The sequence below is a fragment of the Sphingomonas sp. genome, assembly GCF_035998645.1.
Taxonomy (GTDB): domain Bacteria; phylum Pseudomonadota; class Alphaproteobacteria; order Sphingomonadales; family Sphingomonadaceae; genus Sphingomonas.
Genome location: NZ_DASYHL010000003.1, coordinates 1,010,684 through 1,027,069, shown reverse-complemented (window position 1 = coordinate 1,027,069; position 16,386 = coordinate 1,010,684). Strand labels below are relative to the sequence as shown.

Here is a 16,386-nt window from a genome sequence, read left to right as displayed (position 1 = left end):
GCGAAGGGGGCATCATGCGGATCATCTTCATGGGCACCCCCGACTTCGCGGTGCCGACCCTCAATGCGCTGGTCGACGCGGGCCATGATGTCGTCGCGGCGTATAGCCAGCCGCCGCGCCCCGGCGGGCGGCGCGGCAAGGCGCTGACCCCCTCCCCCGTCCATGCCCGTGCGGAGGAACTGGGGATCGCGGTGCGCACGCCGCTGTCGTTCAAGAAGGACCCCGACGCCGTTGCCGCCTTTGCCGCGCTGAACGCCGATGTCGCGGTGGTCGCGGCCTATGGCCTGATCCTGCCGCTCAGCGTGCTGGAGGCCCCGCGCCTCGGCGGCCTCAACGTTCATGGCTCGCTCCTCCCCCGCTGGCGCGGTGCGGCACCGGTCCAGCGCGCGATTCTGGCGGGCGATGCTGAGACCGGCGTCGGCATCATGCAGATGGAGGCCGGGCTCGACACCGGCCCGGTGCGGCTGGAGGGGCGCACGCCGATCGACGGCAAGACTGCGGGCGAACTGACCGCCGAGCTGGCGGAACTGGGCGCGCGGCTGATGGTGCAGGTACTTGCCGATTTCGACGGGCATCCGGCGGTGGCTCAGCCGGAGGATGGCGTCACTTACGCGGCGAAGATCGACAAGGCGGAGACCCGGCTGAACTTCGACCAGCCCGCCGAGGCGGTCGAACGGCAGATCCGCGCGTTCAACCCGCCGGGCGCGTGGTTCGAGCATGACGGCGAACGGATCAGAGTCCTCGCCGCCGACCTTCTCCCTCTCTCCGCTTGCGGGGAGAGGGTTGGGGAGAGGGGCACGATCCTCGACCCAGCAGCACTGCCCCTCTCCCAACCCTCTCCCCAAGGGGGAGAGGACTTTGTCATCGCCTGCTCCACCGGAGCCATCCGCCCCACTCTCGTCCAGCGCGCCGGGCGCGGCGTGGTCACCACCCGCGAACTGCTCAACGGTTTCCCGATTCCCCCCGGAACCCAGCTGTGACCCGCTTCGCGCTGACCATCGAATATGACGGCCGCCCCTTCATGGGCTGGCAATATCAGGACCATGGCCCAAGCGTGCAGGGGGCGATCGAGGATGCGCTGCACGGGATCACCGGCGAGGATGCGCTGGTCCACGCCGCCGGGCGCACCGATGCCGGGGTCCATGCGCTCGGCATGCGCGCGCATACGGAGGTCGAGAAGGACATCGCCCCGTTCCGGCTGATGGAGGCGCTCAACGCGCACCTCCGCAAGGTGCCGGTCGCGATCCTCGCGTGCGAACTGGTCCCCGACGACTGGCATGCGCGCTTTTCCTGCACCGCGCGCCATTATGTCTATCGCATCGCCAACCGCCGCGCGCCGCTGACCTTCGATGCGGGGCTGAAATGGCGCGTCCCCGCAGAGCTCGACGCCGATGCGATGCACGATGCCGCGCAGATCCTGGTCGGCACGCACGACTTCACCACCTTCCGATCGGTGCATTGCCAGTCGGCCAGCCCGCTCAAGTCGCTCGATCGGCTCGATGTGGTGCGGACCGGCGACGAGATTGCGATCCACGCCTCGGCGCGCTCGTTCCTGCATCATCAGGTGCGGTCGATGGTCGGGTGCCTGTCGATGGTCGGGCGCGGGCAATGGTCCGCCGCCGACCTGCGCGCGGCGCTGGAGGCAAAGGACCGCGCCCGGCTTGGCCTCAACGCGCCGTCCGACGGGCTGTATTTCGTGAAGGCGGATTATCCCTAGCGGCTAAACTTCGCCGCCAGCTCCGCATGCGTCGACCAGCGGAACTGCCCCACCGGCTGCACCCAATCGAGGCGATAGCCACCCTTGACCAGCGCCTCGGCATCGCGCGCGAACGTCGCCGGATTGCACGATACATAGGCGATCACCGGCGCCTTGCTCGCTGCCAGCTCGATCGCCTGCTCCTTCGCCCCCGCGCGCGGGGGATCGAGGATCACGGCGTCGAACAGGTCGAGTTCCTTGGCAGTCAGTGGGCGGCGGAACAGGTCGCGATGCTCGGCGAACACCTGGCGCAAGCCGCGCCCGGCGGCGGCCTTGAGCGACAGGATCGCGTCGCGCGCGCCTTCGCCGGCATAGACCTTGGCCTTGGGGTCCATCGCGAAGGTGAAGGTGCCGAGCCCGGCAAACAGGTCGGCGATCGTCTTCGCCCCGCCGACCGCCTCACGCACCGCATCGACCAAAGCCGTCTCACCCTCAGGCGTCGCCTGCAGGAAACTCGCCGCCGGGAATGGCACCGCCACGCCGCCGAAGCTGACCGTCACCGGATCGGGCTCCCAGCGCGCTTCCGGGCCCAGCCCGTCATCGACGCTGAGCCGCCCGAGCGCATGGCGCATTGCGAACGCCGTCACCGCCTCCACCGCCTTGAGGCTATCGGTGACCAGTCCGTCGACCAGGATATCCGGCCCCTGATCGGTCAGCGCGAGGTGGACATTAACCCGCCGGCTTTCGGGCAAATACGACGCGAGCAGCCCGCGCAGCGGCTGGAGCAGCGAGAACAGCCAGGGATCGAGCACCTCGCATTGCTGGACGTCGATCAGCCGGTGGCTGGACTGTTCGGTAAAGCCCAGATGCACCTGCCGCCCGCGCCGCTCGGCATGCAACGTCGCCCGGCGGCGCGTGCGCGGTGGCGACAGCATCGGTGCGCGAATCTCGGCGGTCAGGCCATGCTGCGCCAGCGCCCCGGCGATCCGCCCCGTCAGAAACTGGGCATAGGCGGCATCGTCGAGATGCTGAAGCTGGCACCCGCCGCATTCGGGAAAGTGGCGGCACGGCGGCTCGACATGGCGCGGCCCACGCGCGACTGAGCCATCGGCGCGCAGCCGGTCGCCCGGTGCGGCCAGCGCGGCATGGCGCCCGTCCGCGGTTACCCCATCCCCGCGTGCGGCAACCCGCACGATCGTTTCGTCTTCACTCATCGCGCACGCTCATAGGCCTGCGGGAGCGCATCCGCCAGTTCGTCGGCGAGGAAACACCGGTCGAGCATCCGCGCGGCCTGCCCGTGCAGCCAGACGCCCGCGCTGGCCGCATCGAGCGGATCGCGCCCCTGCGCCAGCATCGCCGCAATCGACCCCGCCAGCACATCGCCGGTCCCCGCGACCGAAAGCCACGGGTTGCCCATTGCTGCAACATTGGCCGAGCCATCGGGTGCAGCAATCACCGTGTCCGCGCCCTTGAACACGACCACCGCATTGGACCGTCGCGCAGCATCCTGCGCACGTTCGATCTTGCTCCCCGTCCCCGCGCCGAACAGCGCATCAAATTCGCCGGCGTGCGGCGTGAGCACTACCGGCGCGGCGCGGTCCTTGAGCACCGTTAAGTCGAGCAAAAGCAGCGCATCGCCATCGATCACCAGCGGCAGCTCGCTCGCCAGCGCGGCATCCAGTTTCTCGCGCGCGCGATCGTCGCGGCCCAGCCCCGGCCCGATCACCACCGCTCCGATCCGCTGGTCGTCCAGCGCTTCCGCACTCCAGCGCTGGCGGACGATCGCGTGGGGCGGACTCGGTAAGCCGCCGGTCAGCAGCAGGACATAGCCCGCCCCTGCGCGATAGGCCGCCCGCGCCGCCAGCTCCGACGCGCCGTGCATCGGGCCGGACACCACCGCGACCATGCCGCGATTATATTTGTGTGCATCCGGACCGGGCATTGCGATCCTTGGTCGCGCCAGCGTGCGCACCTGCGCCTCGCTTTCCCCAAGCCCGATCTCCACCAGCCGCACCGCCCCGCATCGCTGCGCCACAGGCTGCAACAGATGCGCGGGCTTGAGCGCACCCAGCGCCAGCGTCACGTCGAACGCAGCAAGTGTCGCCCCGAAATCCCCGCCGCCATCGGTCTCGGCCCCGCTCGGCAAATCGACTGCGATCGACAGCCCCGCCTGCGCCACCAGTGCGTTGACGATCTCCGCCAGCACCGGATCGAGCGCCCGGGTCAGGCCGGTACCGAACAGCGCATCGACCAGCACCGGCGCAGCCTCAGTCGCGCCCGACAGCGCCTCAACCGCTCCGCCCCACGCCGCCCGCGCCGCAGCGGCAGCGTCAGTCTTCGGCTCGCCCAGCGCCGCAACCCGCACCGGCACGCCCCGACTCGCCAGCACCCGCGCCGCGACGTAGCCGTCGCCGCCATTATTGCCCGGCCCGCACAGGATCAGCACCTCGCTGCCTGCCGCGAGCCGGTGAACCCACTCGGCAACGCTCGTTCCCGCACGCTCCATCAGCGCCGCAACGCTCGATCCAGCCGCAATCGCGCGCTCCTCCGCCGCGCGCATCGCTGCGGCGGTCAGGATCGGCGCCCCTTCGGGCACATTGAGGAACATCAGTCTTCGCCCTGGGGCTTGGGCAGCAGCAGCGCGAGCAACAGCATCCGGCATTCGGCGTCGATCGTGCCGTCGATCAGCTCGGGCCGGAAGCGCCGCTGAAACGCTACCGTCGCCGCCAGCGGATCGCGCACATCATAGCCGAACCGCTCGAGCGCCAGCAGAAAGCCGCCATCGGTCCAGCCCGGGTCCATCAGATTCTTGGTCGGGCGCGGCAGCGCCAGCCGCAGCCGCGCCAGCTTGCCCCATGGGAACAGCTCGCCCGGATCCTGCTTGCGCGCCGGCGCAATGTCCGAATGGCCGACGACATTGCCGCGCGTGATCGCGTAGCGGTCCTTGATATCGGCGACCAGCCGGATCACCGCGTCGATCTGTTCGTCGGGAAACGGGCGATAGCCATATTCATGGCCGGGATTGACGATCTCGATCCCCACCGACGCCGAATTGACGTCGGTCACGCCGCGCCAGTGCGACCCGCCCGCATGCCACGCGCGCTTGTCCTCCGGCACCATGCGCACGACCTGCCCGTCCTCCGCCACCACATAATGGCTCGACACCCCGAAGTCGGGATCACGCAGCCGCTCGATCGCCTCTTCGGAACTGCGCATGCCGGTATAGTGCAGCACGATCATGCTGACCGGCAGCAGCCGTTCGTTGAAATTGGGCGAAGGCGCCTCGATGATGTTGAGTTCGGCCCGGTCCTGCATGCGCTGAGGGATGCGGCGGCGCGCGCCGAAACGCAAGCCGGTTGAAACCCGGTGTCAGCCGAACGCAGCCGCCGGCGGGACGCAACGTGCGGTGTCGGCGCGATACAGGCCGCGAATCCGCGCGCATGGCACGAACGCATCGGTCTGCCCGATCACCGTCTCCCCGGCCCCCAGCAGCAGCGCGCCACCATCGCGGACCGCGCTGCGCAACGTCTGATAGGCGCGGCTGCGCATCGCCGGGGGGAAGTAGAACAGGACGTTGCGGCACAGCACCAGGTCGAACTTGCCCGGTGGCGCGGCGTCCTGCGCCAGATTATGGCGGCGGAACTGGATGCGGCGGGCGAGTTCGGGGCGGACGACCCATTCGGTGCCGTCCTGTTCGAACCACGTCATCATCCGCCGGATCGGCAGTCCGCGCTGGATCTCGAACTGCGAAAAACGCCCCGCACGTGCACGATCGACCGTCGCGGCCGACACGTCGGTCGCGACGATTTCAGGGAACGGCAAGCCGCGCGCGATATAGGCTTCCTCGAACAGCATCGCGAGCGAGTAGGGTTCTTGCCCGGTCGAACAACCCGCCGACCAGATGCGCAGCCGGCGCCCGGGCTGATCGGCCGTGATCGCCGCTGCGGCTTCGACCACCAGCTCCAGAACACCGGCGTCACGAAAGAAGGAGGTTTCGTTGTTGAGCAGCGCATCGACCACCGCATCGGCGAGCGGCCCGGTCGGGGTGCCGGTCAGGCGCGCGATCAACTGGTCCACGCTGTCGAGGCCATGCGCGCGCAGCACGGTCTTCAGCGCGGTTTCGATCCGCCACGCGCGGTTGGCGGCGATCTGTTGCCCGGTGCGCTGTTCCAACAATGCACCAATGACACTGATTGCACCGGATGACGCAAAGGGCTGGGTTGCCGACATCAGCGCGGCCGCCGCTGGCTGGCGACCATGCGTCCGATCTCATCGGGGGGCAGCACCGCGCTCGCGCTCGCGGCGACCGCGCCGGGCATGCCCCACACGACCGAGCTGGCGCGATCCTGCGCCAGTATCGCGCCGCCCGCGCCGATCAGGTCGCGCGCTCCGATCGATCCGTCACGACCCATGCCTGACAGCATCACGCCAAGGCCACGCTTGCCATAAACCTCCGCCACCGATTCGAGCATCGGATCGACCGACGGCATGCACCCGCTGACCGAACGCTCATCGGTCAGCCGGATCGCGACGCCCTCGCTACTGCGGACGCAGCGGAGATGGGCATGGCCGGGCGCGACCAGCATCCGGCCGGGGCGCACCCGCATATGATCCTCGGCAACCTCGCACGGGCGACCGGCGAGCACCGCGAGCTGCGCGGCGAAATAGCTCATGAACGATGCGGGCAGATGCTGGGTCACCAGAATCGGGACCTCGAAGCTCGGCGGGATCGCGCGCAGCATCTGGCTCAGCGCATGGATGCCACCGGTCGATGCGCCGACCGCGACGATATCGAATTCCTGTGGCACGCCGCTCGGCAAACGGCTCGGCCCGACCAGTTCGCCCGCACGATCGGTAAGGCGGGTCAGCCGTTCCTCCAGCGTCTCGGCGAACTTGCCGGCAAAGCTGCCCACGCCCGGCTTGACCAGCGTATCGGCGGCACCCAGCGCCAGCGCCTGCACCGCGGCGGCGGCACCGCGTTCGGCGGCAGAGGACACGACCAGGATCTTCGCCCCCTGCCCCGCGACCAGCAGGTCGGGCAGACCGGTCAGCCCGTGAACGCCGGGCATCTCGAGATCGAGCAGGATCACATCGGCGCGGTTCGACGCCAGAAAGGCGAGCGCGCCCGGAACATTGCTGACCGCCCCGACCACGGCAAAGCCGCGCATCCCCTCAATCATCCGGCTCAGCACCGCGCGGGCGACGGCCGAATCATCGACGATCAGGATGCGAACGACATCGTCGCGCGGATCCGGCGGGCTGCCGGCCGCGAGGGGACTGCCAGACATTTGGGAAATTTCCTTAAGCGACGCCGACGATCTGAAGCTTGCTCTCCAGCGTCTCGCGGTCGAACGGCTTCATCACATATTCGTCAGCACCCGCCTCAATCGCGGCGCGGATATAGGCCATCCCGTTTTCGGTGGTGCAGAACACCACTTTCGGCTTGTTGGCGATACCGCTGTCCTTCAGCGCGCGCAGGAAATCCATCCCGCTCATCACCGGCATGTTCCAGTCGAGCAGCACCACGTCCGGCGATGCCTCAAGGCATGCCTCGAGCGCCTCGCGCCCGTCGCCGGCCTCACGCACTTCAAAATTCAACGTCTCGAGGATGTGCCGCGCGACCTTTCGGATCACCTTGGAGTCATCGACGACGAGGCAGGTTTTCATACGAGACACTTCCCGGTTCTGCGGAACTGACGATGACTATGGAATAAATACGTAAGTAGGACGTTAATTGCGGATCAGGTGGTCGGCGCAACAAGGCCCGGGACCAGCGCCGCCAGATCGATCGTCAGGATTGGCTCGCCGTCGCGCTCGATCAGCCCACGCCCGGCCTGCTGCCACATTCCCGACAGCGGCACCCCCGCTGCCAGCGGCTGCGGCTCGAACGGCGCGACATCGTCGAGCGCGTCGACCAGCATCGCATAATGATGGCCATCGACCGGCGTGATTACCGCGCGACCGCCAGCGGCCTCGCCCGGCTCCAGCCCCAGCGCGGCGCGGGTATCGATCACGGTCACCACCCGGCTGCGCAGCGCGGCGAGCCCGCGGACATGGCCCTGCGCACGCGGCACCGCGACGATGTTGCCGATATCGACCACCGATTCGACCTGATTGGCGTCGATCGCAACCGATTGCCCGGCGATATGCGCGATCAGGAACAGCTGTTCGGTCATCGCGTGCCTCCCCGCGCAACTTCGGCGATCGCGCCGAGCAGCGCCTCGCGATCATAACGATAGATGGTCCCATCGCTGCCGCCGCGCTTGCGACTGCGCAGCCGCACCACCGGCGCGGCTTCAACGCTATCCGGCTCGGCATCAAGCGTCAGCACGACCTGCGCCGCCTCGCCCGGCGCCAGCGTGCTGACGACGCGATAGCCCGCGCCCTCCAGCAGCGGCTGGATGAAGGTGCCGAGCCAGCCGGTGTCGCCACCGCCCAACAGGCACAAAGGCGCAGCTTCGCTGTCGGAATCCGGTTCGCCATGTTCGCCGAACAGCCACATCGGGTCGAGCATCTCGACCGGCTCGCCATCGATCAGTGCCACGCCCGCGATCGGTCCGGGCAGGCTTGCCGGCGCAATCTCGGTCGGCATCGCGACGATGTCGGCCGGTTCGGCGATGGCGTAGGCGATCTCGGTCATTCCGTCGCGCAGGCGCAGGATCGATCCGGTGCGCTTGGGGTCTGCCCCCTCGACCGCGGCGACCGGCAGGATGCGATCGTCGATGGTCAGGCGCAGGCGGCCCGCGCTGCGATGGATCGCCCCCGCGCCGACCTTCTCGATCCGGTCCACGACCTCCAGCGGCACCGCACGCCGCGCGCCGTCCAGATCGGTGAACACCAGCGCCAGCGCGCCATCGTCAAGCGTCGCGCACGCCTCCTCGACCTCGACTTCGCGCGCCCGCTCGAACTGCAGCCCGGCATCACGCGCCAGCCCCGCGCAATCGAGCAGCAGCATCGGACAGCCGCTGTCGGGCAGAGTCTGCCCGGCATAGATCCCCGTCGCCATGATTGCGGGCGCCGCGGGCTTGATCACCAATTCCTCATTGTCGAGCACATCATCGACGCGCAGCGCATAGCTGCCCTCGCCCATGCTGACGATCGCGACCATCGGATAGCCGCTGCGCGCTACCGGCTTCAGACCCAGCTGGTCGGCCAGCACGATCATCGGCAGCCGCCGGTCGCGCAGCGTGACCACCCAGGCGCTGCCGATGCGGTCGACGCGGATCGCATCGCTGCGCTCGCTGACGATTTCCTCGATCGCCTGACGCGGGATCGCGAAGGACTGCCCCCCTGCCCCCACCACGATCGTTGGAATGATCGACAGGGTCAGCGGCACGTGGATCAGAATGCGCAGGCCACGGCCCGGATCATTGTGCAGTTCGACCCGCCCGCCAATCTGCTCGATCGCCGCGCGGACCACGTCCATCCCGACGCCGCGCCCCGAAACTTCGGTCACTTCGTCCTTGGTCGACAGACCGGCCTCAAAGATCAGCGCCAGCTTGGCGCGTTCGCCCAACGCACGCAGTTCGCGCTCGTCACGGCCGGTGTCGGCCAGTTTGCGAATCACCCGCTCGATATCGATGCCGCGCCCGTCATCCGAGACCTCGACGACGATCTGGTTGCCCGACTGGCGCGCGGATACGGTCAGGCGGCCATTCTCGCGCTTGCCCGCCGCGCGGCGCTCGGCCGGAGGCTCGATGCCATGGTCGATCGAATTGCGGATGATGTGGACCAGCGGATCGCGCAGCACCTCGATCATCTCGCGGTCGAGCTCGACCTCGGCGCCCTCGACATTGAGCAGCACCGATTTGCCCAGCCCCGCCGCCGTATCGCGCACCATGCGCGGCAAGGCGGAGAACAGCGCGTCGATCTTCTGCATCCGCGTCCGCGTCACCGTGTCGCGCAGATCGGCGACGGTCGCCGACATCCGCTCCAGCGCTGCTTCGACTTGCGGATCGACCTCGGCACTGCGCAGCCGGCGCGTCAGCTCGTTGCGCGCGAGCACCATGTCCGACATGCCGCTCATCATCCGGTCGAGCAGATCGACGTTCAGCCGCACGCTGCGGCTCTGCGCACGCTGCGCTACCGGGGCGCTCGGTTGCGCCACTTCGACAGCCCCGCCCGCCAGTGCGGCGATCAGCAGATCCTCACCGGTATCGTCCAGCGCCGCGCCCGCGTCGATCGCCTCGACAATCTCGCCGATCCGGTCGACCACGCCCAGCACGGCATTGACCAGCGCGCGATCCGGTACGCGATCGCCCGCGCGCACATCGGCCAGCACATCCTCGGCCGCATGGCTGAGCCGCGCGAGCCGGGGCAGATCGAGGAATCCACAGCTGCCCTTGACCGTGTGTACAAAGCGGAAAATCGCGTCGAGGCGCTCGCGGTCCCGCGGCGACGCCTCCCAGGCGACGATCTCACCCGACAGCGCTTCGAGCGTTTCCCGCGTCTCGGCAATGAATTCTTGTAACAGATCGTCCACGGCCGCCCCCACACCACCGTGCGGTCATTGCATCGACACGGTTAACAGGTGGTTAGAGCGAGGTCGGTGGAACCCGCAGACTCGTATCTCGGATCGGCCAAGTAATGTGCGCGGCCGAACGATGGGCTGTGGGTCAGCGTGCAAATACTCCCGTATTTGCACGGAGTACCCCCCGCTGCTGAATTGGTTTACCCAAATTGAGATCGGTGGGCGCCGGGTTATAACACCCAAAGCTTATTGGCCACTTGGGGGATCGGATGCCGACGCGACTTGACGTAATGCGTCTCAATTGCAGGTTCGTTACCCGAGTGCTCGGGGAAGAAATCTACGCCGCGACCCTAGACCTGGCGCATCGGCTGCCGCCCGATCTCGCGCGCGCGCGCATGGTCTGCATTCCAATCCTGATCTCCGTCACCCGCGACCTGATCGACCGCGAGATGCGCGCCATAGCGGTGGCGCGCGGCCCTTCGATCAATGCCATCGCCTCATCGCTCGACGTCCCGTTCGAAACGGCGCGACGTAATGTCCAGCGCATGGCGGACCTGGGCTGGGTAGAGATCGGCCATGGCGGCGGGGTGTCGCTACCCACACCTATGCCCCGCGCGCTTGCCGAATGGTGCATCGATCTGGGCGGACGGATGCGCCGTGCTGCCGACCGGATGGAGGCGCTGGGCGCGACCGATCCGGGTTCGCTCGGCGAAGGCACCTGCGACAATAGCTACATCCTTGCCGCACTCGATCTGATGCTCGTCATGGCCGGCACGTCGCAGCATTTCGGCCTGCGCTTTACCGAGTTGCTGCTCATCCACTTCGTTTGCACCGCCAGCGTCGTGCATCTCAACGCCCAGTCGGCGGGGACGGCGCCTTTCGCGCGAGCCGATACCGCGCCCGACCCCACCCAGCGCATTTTCATTCCGATGTCCCAACTTGCACGCGTGCTCGGCTTATCGCGCTCGACGGTGTACCGGCTCGTGGCCGATGCGGAGCGCGCAGACCAGTTCGAGCGTCGCGGCAATGGCGTGCGGGCATCCGACCGCTTCCTCAACAGCCCGGCGTATGTCGAGGCGCTCGAGCTGGTCTCAGGGCGTAGCGCAACCTTGTTCTCTCGGGTGAAGCGGCACCGCTGCGGGCTGGGCTGCACCGCACTGGATCACGTCCTGCGCCGCCCGCGCCCGTGGCGCCAGAGCCCAGGCGTGGCGCAACACGCGCACGCGGGGTAGCGACGTCGGCGTCTTGCGCATCTCCCGCCGGGCGCTAGCTTCACGGGATGCGCCTTCTGCTGCCCGCCTCGCTGTTCCTGTTATCGGCATGCGGCATCGATCCCGCCCGCGACACGCAGGTTTTGCAAGTCGCCCGCGACATCGGCAGCGACCGCTATGCGGCAACCGAGGTTCGCAGTTGCGGCGCCACCACCGACTTCGCCACCATCGTCCGGGTGGGCCGCGCAAGCGAACCCCAATCCGATGCCGTCGAGGTGTTTGTGGCGGACAGCGACCATGGCAAGGCCACCGCCGGGATGGGCGGCTCGATTTTCATGAACGTCGTCTGGACCGCGCCGGGCAAGCTGGCGATCGTCCATGACGAGCGCGGTCGGGTGTTCAAGCGCGTGGCCGAAGCGAAGGGAGCGGCGATCCAGTTTCGCGGCTCTGGTGCCGCGCCACCCGAGTGATTCAGCGCGCCCTCCCATCGTCAGCCCGGCCTTGAGCCGGGCCAAGGCTTCTTCTTCGACGTTAGAGAGGACAAGCCCTGTCCCGGATCAAGTCCGGGACGACGATCGTGTCAGGCGGCAGCCCCACCACGCCAAACCTCCCGAACCGCCATCACCCCCTCAAACAGCGGCGACCCCACAAACGCCGCCAACCACCCCTGCACCCGCACCAGATCCTGCGCCGCGAACCACTCCCGATTCACCGCAGCGAATTGCCGCACGAAAGGCAGGATCGCCGCATCGGCGAGGCCAAACCGAGCCCCGCCCAGATATGCGCCCTGCGCCAACCGAGCCTCGAGCGCCCCAAGCATCGCCAGCCCCGCCGCACGGTGATCCACGCCATCCGCCGCGTAGCGCTCAGGATATTTGTACCGGTCGAGATGCCCCTTGAACGCGCCGTCATTCGCCGCGATCAGCGCCGCGTCATCGCCCGCCAGCCAGTCCTCCGGGTCATTGCGCGCCAAGGCCCAGCGCATGATGTCGAGGCTCTCGTCGATCACCCGACCATCAGGCAGCACCAGCACCGGCACGGTCCCCTTGGGCGAGGCGGCCAGCATCTCCTCCGGCTTGTCGCGCAGCTTCACCTCGCGATGCTCGACCGCCGTCCCACTCACCGCCAGCGCCAGCCGCGCCCGGATCGCATAGGGGCAGCGGCGGAAGCTATAGAGGATCGGGTCAGTCAGGATCGCGCTCCGGGAACACCGCACCGACATGCGCCTCGCCGCGCTTCTCCGCCAACAGCGCCTGACGATGCCGCTCGGCATAGCTGGCGCGCTGTTCCTCGGTGCGCGTGCCGATACAGGCCGGGCAGCTGACGCCCTCGACAAAGTCCGCCGACGCCTGCCCCTCCGGGCTCACCGGCATCCGACACGCGCGGCACAGCACATGCTCGCCGACCTCAAGCCCGTGCTTCACCGCGACCCGCTCGTCGAACACGAAGCACTCGCCGTCCCACAGACTGCGATCCTGCGGCACCGCTTCCAGATAGGCGAGGATGCCGCCCTTGAGGTGATAGACCTGCTCCACCCCCTCCGCCTTCGCGAACGCGGTCGATTTCTCGCAGCGGATGCCGCCGGTGCAGAACATCGCGATCTTCGGCGTCCGCCCCTCCGCCTCGATCTCCGCACGCTTGGCGCGGAACCAGTCGGGAAATTCGCTGAAGCTGCGCGTCTGCGGGTCGATCGCGCCGCGAAAGGTGCCGATCGCCACCTCATAATCGTTGCGCGTGTCGATCAGCACCGTGTCCGGATCGGCGATCAGGTCGTTCCACTCGGTCGGCGCGACATAATGGCCGACGCCCGCGAGCGGATCGATATCCGGCTGGCCCATCGTCACGATCTCGCGCTTCAGCCGCACCTTCATCCGGTGAAACGGCATTGCGGCGGCGTGCGAGAATTTGACGTCGATCTCCGCGCATCCGGGCAGTGCGCGGACATGGTCCAGCACCGCGTCGATCGCCGCATCGCTCCCGGCAATCGTACCGTTGATCCCCTCCCGCGCGAGCAGCAGCGTGCCCTTCACCCCGTGCGCGACGCACAGGTCGAGCAACGGGCTGCGTAGCGCCGCCGGATCGTCGAACCGGGTGAACTGGTAGAGTGCCGCGACGCGGACCGGGCCGTCCATCAGCTGAGCTTGAACGCTGCCCCGAACAGCAGCACTTCGGCGTCGGGTGGCGACACTTGCAGCTCGCCGCCGCCCTGCGTCACCAGCTGGTGCACCAGATACGCCGCCGCCGCGCGCGGGGTCACCGGCGAGTCGCCGGTATCGCCGCTCAGCGCACCGCGTAGCTCGCCGTCCAGCACGATGCGCGGACCCTGCGCGCGCACCACAATCTCGACCATGTCGGCGCGCGCCTCGGCACCGATATCCAGCTGCCCGCCGCGCACCAGCGCGTCGCCGCCGATCAGCGCGAGGTTGAGCAGCACCTTGATCACTTGCTTGGGCAGCACCGGATCCTCGACCATCCAGCCGATCGACACGCGATGATTGTCGCCGAACAGCCCGTCGATCGCCGCCTGCGCCTCACGCGTGTCGACGGTATCGCCAAAGCCCCCCGCCGCGCCGAACGCGAGGCGGAAGAACTTCAGCTTGTTCGCGCTCGCCTTCGCGCTCTCCGCCAGCAATTCCAGGCAGCGCGCGCGCATCTCCGGATCATGCTCGTCGGCAAGCAGCTCAAGCCCATTATTGAGCGCGCCCACGGGGCTCAACAGATCGTGGCACAGGCGCGAGCAGAGCAGGCTGGCAAAGTCGGTCGGCGAAATGTTCATCCCACCCCTTTGGCCCAGCCGCGCCGCCGCTGCAAGCGCGGCAAACCACGATATGCAATGTTCTCACGACAAAATGTCAGGTTTTATTGACAAGCCGATTCTTTGGCGCAATATGTAAGGAAGACCTGACACCGGGTCGTGTCTTTTGAACAGCAAAGCGGGCGGCGTGCGGAACAGGTTGAAAGTGCTGCGCGCCGAACGCGACTGGAGCCAGGCCGAGCTTGCCGGGCGGATCGACGTGTCGCGTCAGGCGATCAACGCGATCGAGACCGGCAAGCACGATCCCTCGCTCTCGCTCGCATTCCGGCTCGCGCGTCTGTTCGGACAGCCAATCGGGGAAATCTTCAATGACGGGAATGACGATGACTGAACGCTGGGGTGAGCAACAACATGCGGCGCGCGCGGATCGTAGCAGGCGTCGCAATCGGTGGCTGACGATCGGGGTGGTCGCGCTGCTGATCGCGATCCCGTTCGCGATCGGGGTGGCCGACGGCATTCGCGGCGCGGCGGGCGACGGGATGCCGTTGCCGATCCGCTCGGCGCTGATGCTGGGTGTTGCGGCGTTGATCCTGGCCTATCTGTGGAGCAGTTGGCGCGCGGCCGACGAATATCACCGTGCGACCGCCACGCTCTGCCTCGCTGCCGCAGGCCTGGTCGCGTTGGTGGTGCCGCCGGTCGCGGAAGTCATCGCCCCCATGTTCGGCCAGACGCTATCGTTCGACCTGCCCTGGGCGCTCGCAGTCGTCGCCGCGATCGGCACCTGGCTCTGGCGTCGGCGCGGCTGAGGTTTCCCGCATTTCGGCATGTGCGCCGCGCGACGCCCCTTTCGTCGCGCGGCGCACCCGGCTAGCGTGCGGCAAAATTCATGGAGGGGATCGCATGTACCGCTTTGCACTGACAGCGTTGACGGCTCTGGCACTGGCGGCACCCATCGCCCCCGCACTCGCCCAGACCCGCGCGGCCCCCGCCGACGCGGTCAAGCTCGACACCAAGCGGATCGACGCGATGCTGGCGAAGATGGTCGCCGATGGCCGCGCGGTCGGCGGCTCGGTGCTGGTGTGGAAGGACGGGCGCGAGGTCCATTTCGCCGCGCGTGGCGTCGCGGATCGTGAGGCTGCCCGCCCCTTCGCCCGCGACACGCTGGTGCAGATTTATTCGATGACCAAGCCGGTGACCGGCGTCGCCCTCATGCAGCTGTGGGAACAGGGCAAGTTCCGCCTCGACGATCCGCTCGCCCGCTACCTGCCCGATTTCGCCAATATGCAGGTTCAGGACGGCACCGGCCCCGATGGCAAGCCGCTATGGCGCGCTGCCAGCCGTCCGATCACGATCCGCGACGTGCTGCGCCACACCGCCGGTTTCGCCTATGGCGACGGCCCGACCGCGGCACACAAGGCGTTCGCGGCCGCCGACCCGCTCAACCCGCAGAATACGCTGGCGGAATTCGGTCGCCGTCTGGCCAAGGTGCCCCTGCTCTCCGAACCCGGCACCGAATGGCATTACAGCGTCGCGGTCGACGTCCAGGCGCTGCTGGTCGAGCGCCTGTCGGGCATGAAGTTCACCGACTATGTCCAGAAGCACATCTTCGACCCGCTCAAGATGCGCGAGGCCGGCTGGCACCAGCCGATGGACCGCCTCCCCCGCTTTGCCGCCACCTATGTGAAGGGGCCGACCGGCATGACCCGCCAGCCAGAGGCGGCGATGCGCGAGCGCAACTTCCCCGGCGTGCCGCTGACCATGGGCGGCGCCGGCATCGTCGCGCCGATCGACGATTATATGCGCTTTGCCCGGATGCTGCTGAACGGCGGCGAGCTGGACGGCGCGCGCCTGCTCAAGCCCGCGACGATCCGCCTGATGGCGACCGATCACCTCGACCCCGCGATCAAGGAACGCGAATGGCTGATGGGCAAGATCGACGGCGGCTTCGGCGTCAACTTCGCCGTCCGCACCGCCCGCCCCGCGACGCCGGATCGCAACCGCGGCGCAGTCGGCGAATTCTTCTGGGACGGCGCGGCGACGACATTGTTCTGGGTCGATCCGGCCAACAATATGGCGGTGGTGTTCTTCGTCCAGACCTTCCCGTTCGACACCACGCTCCACACCGACATCCGCAAGGCGGTGTACGGCGCGGACTATCTGGGACCGAAGGGGGATTGAGTCCCCCCACATCCATTTGTGCTGAGCCTGTCGAAGCACCTGCCCCGACAGCGGTGGGACAAAGCCCTTCGACAGG

At 68.0% G+C, this 16,386-nt stretch carries 18 protein-coding genes; 7 read left to right on the top strand and 11 right to left on the bottom strand.

Annotation, left to right across the window (positions count from 1 at the left end; genetic code table 11):
* The first annotated feature begins 14 nt into the window (after nucleotides 1-14).
* Nucleotides 15-980: a methionyl-tRNA formyltransferase gene (gene fmt / locus VGN66_RS08955; RefSeq protein WP_327518456.1), complete on the top strand. Its 966-nt coding sequence runs from the start codon at nucleotides 15-17 to the stop codon at nucleotides 978-980.
* Nucleotides 977-1,717, top strand: a complete 741-nt coding sequence (gene truA / locus VGN66_RS08950) for a tRNA pseudouridine(38-40) synthase TruA (RefSeq protein ID WP_327518455.1) — start codon at nucleotides 977-979, stop codon at nucleotides 1,715-1,717. The genes fmt and truA overlap by 4 nt, the downstream gene beginning before the upstream one ends.
* Here the strand turns inward: truA and VGN66_RS08945 are convergent.
* The 8 genes from VGN66_RS08945 to VGN66_RS08910 form a co-directional block, all read right to left on the bottom strand.
* Nucleotides 1,714-2,910 (bottom strand): class I SAM-dependent RNA methyltransferase, encoded by a 1,197-nt coding sequence (locus VGN66_RS08945; protein ID WP_327518454.1) that lies wholly within the window; start codon nucleotides 2,908-2,910, stop codon nucleotides 1,714-1,716. The genes truA and VGN66_RS08945 overlap by 4 nt on opposite strands.
* The gene (locus VGN66_RS08940) at nucleotides 2,907-4,304 is read right to left on the bottom strand and encodes an NAD(P)H-hydrate dehydratase (protein ID WP_327518453.1); all 1,398 of its coding nucleotides are present in this window, start codon (nucleotides 4,302-4,304) and stop codon (nucleotides 2,907-2,909) included. Before VGN66_RS08940 ends, VGN66_RS08945 begins: the two co-directional genes overlap by 4 nt.
* Entirely contained in the window at nucleotides 4,304-5,011 is a 708-nt protein-coding gene (locus VGN66_RS08935) for an N-acetylmuramoyl-L-alanine amidase (RefSeq protein WP_327518452.1), read from the bottom strand. Before VGN66_RS08935 ends, VGN66_RS08940 begins: the two co-directional genes overlap by 1 nt.
* A 54-nt stretch (nucleotides 5,012-5,065) precedes the next feature.
* Nucleotides 5,066-5,926, bottom strand: coding sequence for a CheR family methyltransferase (locus VGN66_RS08930; protein WP_414713187.1), 861 nt, complete (start codon nucleotides 5,924-5,926; stop codon nucleotides 5,066-5,068).
* Nucleotides 5,926-6,984, bottom strand: a complete 1,059-nt coding sequence (locus VGN66_RS08925; RefSeq protein ID WP_327518450.1) for a chemotaxis protein CheB — start codon at nucleotides 6,982-6,984, stop codon at nucleotides 5,926-5,928. Before VGN66_RS08925 ends, VGN66_RS08930 begins: the two co-directional genes overlap by 1 nt.
* 13 nt (nucleotides 6,985-6,997) lie before the next feature.
* A complete protein-coding gene (locus tag VGN66_RS08920) occupies nucleotides 6,998-7,363 on the bottom strand; it encodes a response regulator (protein WP_224921095.1) in 366 nt (121 codons plus the stop codon).
* Between the two features lie 74 nt (nucleotides 7,364-7,437).
* Nucleotides 7,438-7,872 carry a chemotaxis protein CheW gene (locus VGN66_RS08915; protein WP_327518449.1) on the bottom strand — a complete coding sequence of 145 codons (435 nt, stop codon included), beginning with the start codon at nucleotides 7,870-7,872 and terminating at the stop codon, nucleotides 7,438-7,440.
* Complete coding sequence (locus VGN66_RS08910) at nucleotides 7,869-10,178, bottom strand: chemotaxis protein CheA (protein WP_327518448.1); 2,310 nt, start codon at nucleotides 10,176-10,178, stop codon at nucleotides 7,869-7,871. The genes VGN66_RS08915 and VGN66_RS08910 overlap by 4 nt, the downstream gene beginning before the upstream one ends.
* 308 nt (nucleotides 10,179-10,486) lie before the next feature.
* Here VGN66_RS08910 and VGN66_RS08905 point away from each other — a divergent pair, with 308 nt between their 5' ends.
* Nucleotides 10,487-11,398, top strand: a complete 912-nt coding sequence (locus tag VGN66_RS08905; RefSeq protein WP_327518447.1) for a hypothetical protein — start codon at nucleotides 10,487-10,489, stop codon at nucleotides 11,396-11,398.
* 47 nt (nucleotides 11,399-11,445) lie between these two features.
* A complete protein-coding gene (locus VGN66_RS08900; protein WP_327518446.1) occupies nucleotides 11,446-11,847 on the top strand; it encodes a hypothetical protein in 402 nt (133 codons plus the stop codon).
* 110 nt (nucleotides 11,848-11,957) lie between these two features.
* Here VGN66_RS08900 and VGN66_RS08895 read toward each other — a convergent pair whose 3' ends face one another.
* From VGN66_RS08895 to VGN66_RS08885, 3 genes are read right to left on the bottom strand one after another with little or no spacing between them, the layout of a single operon-like run.
* Nucleotides 11,958-12,599 carry a glutathione S-transferase gene (locus VGN66_RS08895; RefSeq protein WP_327518445.1) on the bottom strand — a complete coding sequence of 214 codons (642 nt, stop codon included), beginning with the start codon at nucleotides 12,597-12,599 and terminating at the stop codon, nucleotides 11,958-11,960.
* Nucleotides 12,562-13,509: a rhodanese-related sulfurtransferase gene (locus tag VGN66_RS08890; protein ID WP_327518444.1), complete on the bottom strand. Its 948-nt coding sequence runs from the start codon at nucleotides 13,507-13,509 to the stop codon at nucleotides 12,562-12,564. Before VGN66_RS08890 ends, VGN66_RS08895 begins: the two co-directional genes overlap by 38 nt.
* Nucleotides 13,509-14,153 carry a histidine phosphotransferase family protein gene (locus VGN66_RS08885; RefSeq protein ID WP_327518443.1) on the bottom strand — a complete coding sequence of 215 codons (645 nt, stop codon included), beginning with the start codon at nucleotides 14,151-14,153 and terminating at the stop codon, nucleotides 13,509-13,511. Before VGN66_RS08885 ends, VGN66_RS08890 begins: the two co-directional genes overlap by 1 nt.
* A 166-nt stretch (nucleotides 14,154-14,319) precedes the next feature.
* Between VGN66_RS08885 and VGN66_RS08880 the strand changes: the two genes are divergently transcribed.
* From VGN66_RS08880 to VGN66_RS08870, 3 genes are all read left to right on the top strand, one after another.
* Nucleotides 14,320-14,523 carry a helix-turn-helix transcriptional regulator gene (locus VGN66_RS08880; protein WP_224920586.1) on the top strand — a complete coding sequence of 68 codons (204 nt, stop codon included), beginning with the start codon at nucleotides 14,320-14,322 and terminating at the stop codon, nucleotides 14,521-14,523.
* Nucleotides 14,516-14,938, top strand: coding sequence for a hypothetical protein (locus tag VGN66_RS08875; protein ID WP_327518442.1), 423 nt, complete (start codon nucleotides 14,516-14,518; stop codon nucleotides 14,936-14,938). The genes VGN66_RS08880 and VGN66_RS08875 overlap by 8 nt, the downstream gene beginning before the upstream one ends.
* 94 nt (nucleotides 14,939-15,032) lie before the next feature.
* Nucleotides 15,033-16,310 (top strand): serine hydrolase domain-containing protein, encoded by a 1,278-nt coding sequence (locus VGN66_RS08870; protein ID WP_327518441.1) that lies wholly within the window; start codon nucleotides 15,033-15,035, stop codon nucleotides 16,308-16,310.
* The last annotated feature ends 76 nt before the right edge of the window (nucleotides 16,311-16,386 follow it).